Consider the following 2,907-nt stretch of genomic DNA (forward strand, 5'->3'; position numbering starts at 1 on the left):
CTCGAGCGTGGCGGCGCTCGGTCGTTCACAGGCCGCCGGACCGGCCTGCTCCGCCTGCTGCTGGGGCTCGCGAGCCTGATCGCCCAGGTGCTGCCGGTGCCGAGGGCGGCCGCGACACCCGCCGCATCGTGAAGGAATAGCCGGGTAACCATTCCTTGGTGAAAAAAGCCCTGGCCGCGTGGTCAGGGCTTTTTTTGTGCTGCCATTCGGGTGTGGCTGGCGCACCTGCTGGCTGCGCGCTGCTGGCTGGCGCGCGTCTCCGACGCGCTGCCGACTGGTTTCGCGTCTTTGACGCGGGCGGCGGGCGCCTGAAGTAACTTGCGAAAACGGGCACGCCCCCGCATCCTCCTTCGCGACGAGTATAGCATAATGAATGTCCGTTTTTCAAACCTACCTGGAGCTCGGCTTCCTGCACATTTGCACGCCGCGGGCCGCCGACCACCTCACGTTCCTGCTGGCCCTGTGCGCGCCTTACGTGCTGGCTGATTGGCGGCGGGTGCTGGCCCTGGTCACTAGCTTCACGGTGGGGCACTCGCTCACGCTGGCGCTGGCCACGCTGGGCCTGGTGGCGTTTAATCCCGCTGTTATCGAAGCGCTGATTCCGCTCACCATCATGGTCACGGCGCTGGTCAATCTGCGCGGGGCCAACCAGATGCTGGCCCCCCGGGCGCCCGTGCTGGCCGCCGTGCCCAACGCCCTGGCACTGGGGTTTGGGCTCGTGCACGGCCTGGGGTTCTCCAACTACCTGCGGGCCTTGCTCGGGGCCAACAGCCGCCCCATTCGGGAGCTGTTCGCCTTCAATGTGGGGGTAGAGGCGGGGCAGGTGCTGGTAGTAGTAGCCATTTTGCTGGTAGGGGCGGGGCTGCTGCGCGGGCTGCGCGTGGCCCGGCGCGACTGGTTGCTGACCACCAGCGGCGCGGCGCTGGGCATCGCGGCCGTGCTGCTGCTCCAGCAGTTGTGGCCGTAGCGGGCGGCGGGCGCCCCGGCCGGCGCTGGGGCAGGCCGCGCCCGGGCTAATATTTTTGAGATTCAAATAAAAAATATTAGAAGCCGTTTTCTAATATTTTCCGTGCTGCATTCAAAAATATTAGACCCGGGCGGCACCGCCCGCCGCCGCGCATGAGCTACGCCCCCGACCTGCGCCAAGTGCGGGCGCGCTTTGGCCTGCGTCAGGCCGAGTTGGCAACCTGGCTTGGCGTGAGCCAGTCGCAGCTGGCCCGCATCGAAACCGGCCACGACCCGCTGCCCGCCCACGCCCAGCCCTGGTTGTGGCCCTGGCTCCGGGCGTTGGACCTGCCGGTGCCCCCGCCCGCCCCCGACCCGGATGCCGCGGCCGTAGCGGTGGCCATGACCGGGGCCATGGCCCCGCGGCAGCCCGGCGCCGGCCCGTTGGCGGCCCGGGTGGGCGAGTGCCAGTTTCAGGCCTGGCGCGTGCACCGGCTGCTGGCTCCGCTGCAAGCCCGCCTCGGCCAGCAACGTGCCCTGCTGGCCGCCGGTCCGCTGCTGGGGGCGGCCTTGCCACCCTTGCCGGCCAGCCCCGCTTCCGGCGACCCCGCCGCCCTGCGCCGCCGCTGGCTGGCGCGTCGGCTCGAAGCCGCCACCGACGGCCTGCTGCCCGGCCAGCCCGCTGGCCCCACCGCCGAGGCCCTGCTGCGGGCCCGCCGCGCGGCCTGGCTGCACGAGGCGGCCTGGCTGGCGGCTTACCTGGCGGCGAGCCCGGCCAAGGAGCCGCCCGCGTAGGCCGGGCGGCGGGGCAGGGCGCTCCTCACCGTATATTCGTCCCGCTGCCGGTTGTTACCGGCGTGGGTATTTTCCATTAACATTTTTCCCATGCGTCGTCTTTTATTTGCCGGCTTAGTGTTGACTTTGGTGGGCCTCCGGCCCGCCGCGGCCCAAACCACCAACTCGGGCACCGACAAGTTTGCCCAGCTCGAAACCCTGCTGCCCACGCCCAATTCGTACCGCACGGCCAGCGGCGCGCCCGGCCCCGACTACTGGCAGCAGCGGGCCGACTACGACATCAAGGTGACGCTCGACGACGTCAAGCAGGCCATCAGTGGCCGCGAAACCATCACCTACACCAACCTGTCGCCCGACGTGCTGCCCTACCTGTGGGTGCAGCTCGACCAGAACGTGCTGGATAAAAACTCGATGACGACGGCCACCCAGGTCGGCCAGCTGCAGGACCGGATGTCGTTCGATGCCCTGGAGGGCATGTTGTCGGATTTCGACGGCGGCTTCAAGATTGAAAGCGTGACGGGCGCGGACGGCAAGGCGCTCAAGACGGTCATCAACCACACCATGATGCGCGTGGACCTGCCCGTTCCGCTGCGGCCGCGCCAGTCGGTGTCCTTCAACGTGAAGTGGCACTACAACATCAACGACCAGCTCAAAATCAACGAGCGCAGCGGCTACGAGTACTTCCCCGAGGACAAGAACTACCTCTACGAAATCGCGCAGTTTTACCCGCGCATGGCCGTGTACTCCGACAACCAGGGCTGGCAGCACAAGCAGTTTCTGGGCAATGGCGAATTCACCCTGCCCTTCGGCGATTACCGGGTGAGCATCACCGCCCCGGCCGACCACGTGGTGGGCGCCACCGGCACGCTCCAGAACGCCGCCCAGGTGCTCACGGCCACCCAGCAGAAGCGCCTGGCGCAGGCCAAAACCGCCAAGAAGCCGGTGCTCATCATCACCCAGGCCGAGGCGGTGAAGGCCGAAGGCGGCCGCGCCACGGCCACCAAAACGTGGACCTACGCCGCGCAGAACGTGCGCGACTTTGCCTGGGCCAGCTCGCGCAAGTTCATCTGGGACGCCCTGCAAATCCAGCAGAATGGCAAGCCGGTGCTGTGCATGTCGTATTACCCCAAGGAAGGCAACCCGCTCTGGGGGCAGTACTCGACCGAG

2 protein-coding genes and 1 pseudogene are annotated in these 2,907 nt (G+C 67.8%); all 3 read left to right on the forward strand.

Annotation, left to right across the window (positions count from 1 at the left end):
• Positions 1 to 373: 373 nt before the first annotated feature.
• Positions 374 to 967, forward strand: a complete 594-nt coding sequence (locus tag RMO51_RS19935; protein ID WP_310397732.1) for a HupE/UreJ family protein — start codon at positions 374 to 376, stop codon at positions 965 to 967.
• Positions 968 to 1,119: 152 nt separating this feature from the next.
• Complete coding sequence (locus tag RMO51_RS19940; protein WP_310397734.1) at positions 1,120 to 1,740, forward strand: helix-turn-helix transcriptional regulator; 621 nt, start codon at positions 1,120 to 1,122, stop codon at positions 1,738 to 1,740.
• A gap of 90 nt (positions 1,741 to 1,830) precedes the next feature.
• Positions 1,831 to 2,907 (forward strand): annotated as a pseudogene (locus RMO51_RS19945) (M1 family peptidase); the annotation flags it as partial.

The organism is Hymenobacter sp. (assembly GCF_031398885.1).
Taxonomy (GTDB): Bacteria; Bacteroidota; Bacteroidia; order Cytophagales; family Hymenobacteraceae; genus Hymenobacter.

What these genes read in the sequence shown, in the direction of transcription:
- RMO51_RS19935 (WP_310397732.1), top strand. Translation starts at nt 374, where the DNA reads ATGTCCGTTTTTCAAACCTACCTGGAGCTCGGCTTCCTGCACATTTGC.
- RMO51_RS19940 (WP_310397734.1), top strand. Translation starts at nt 1,120, where the DNA reads ATGAGCTACGCCCCCGACCTGCGCCAAGTGCGGGCGCGCTTTGGCCTG.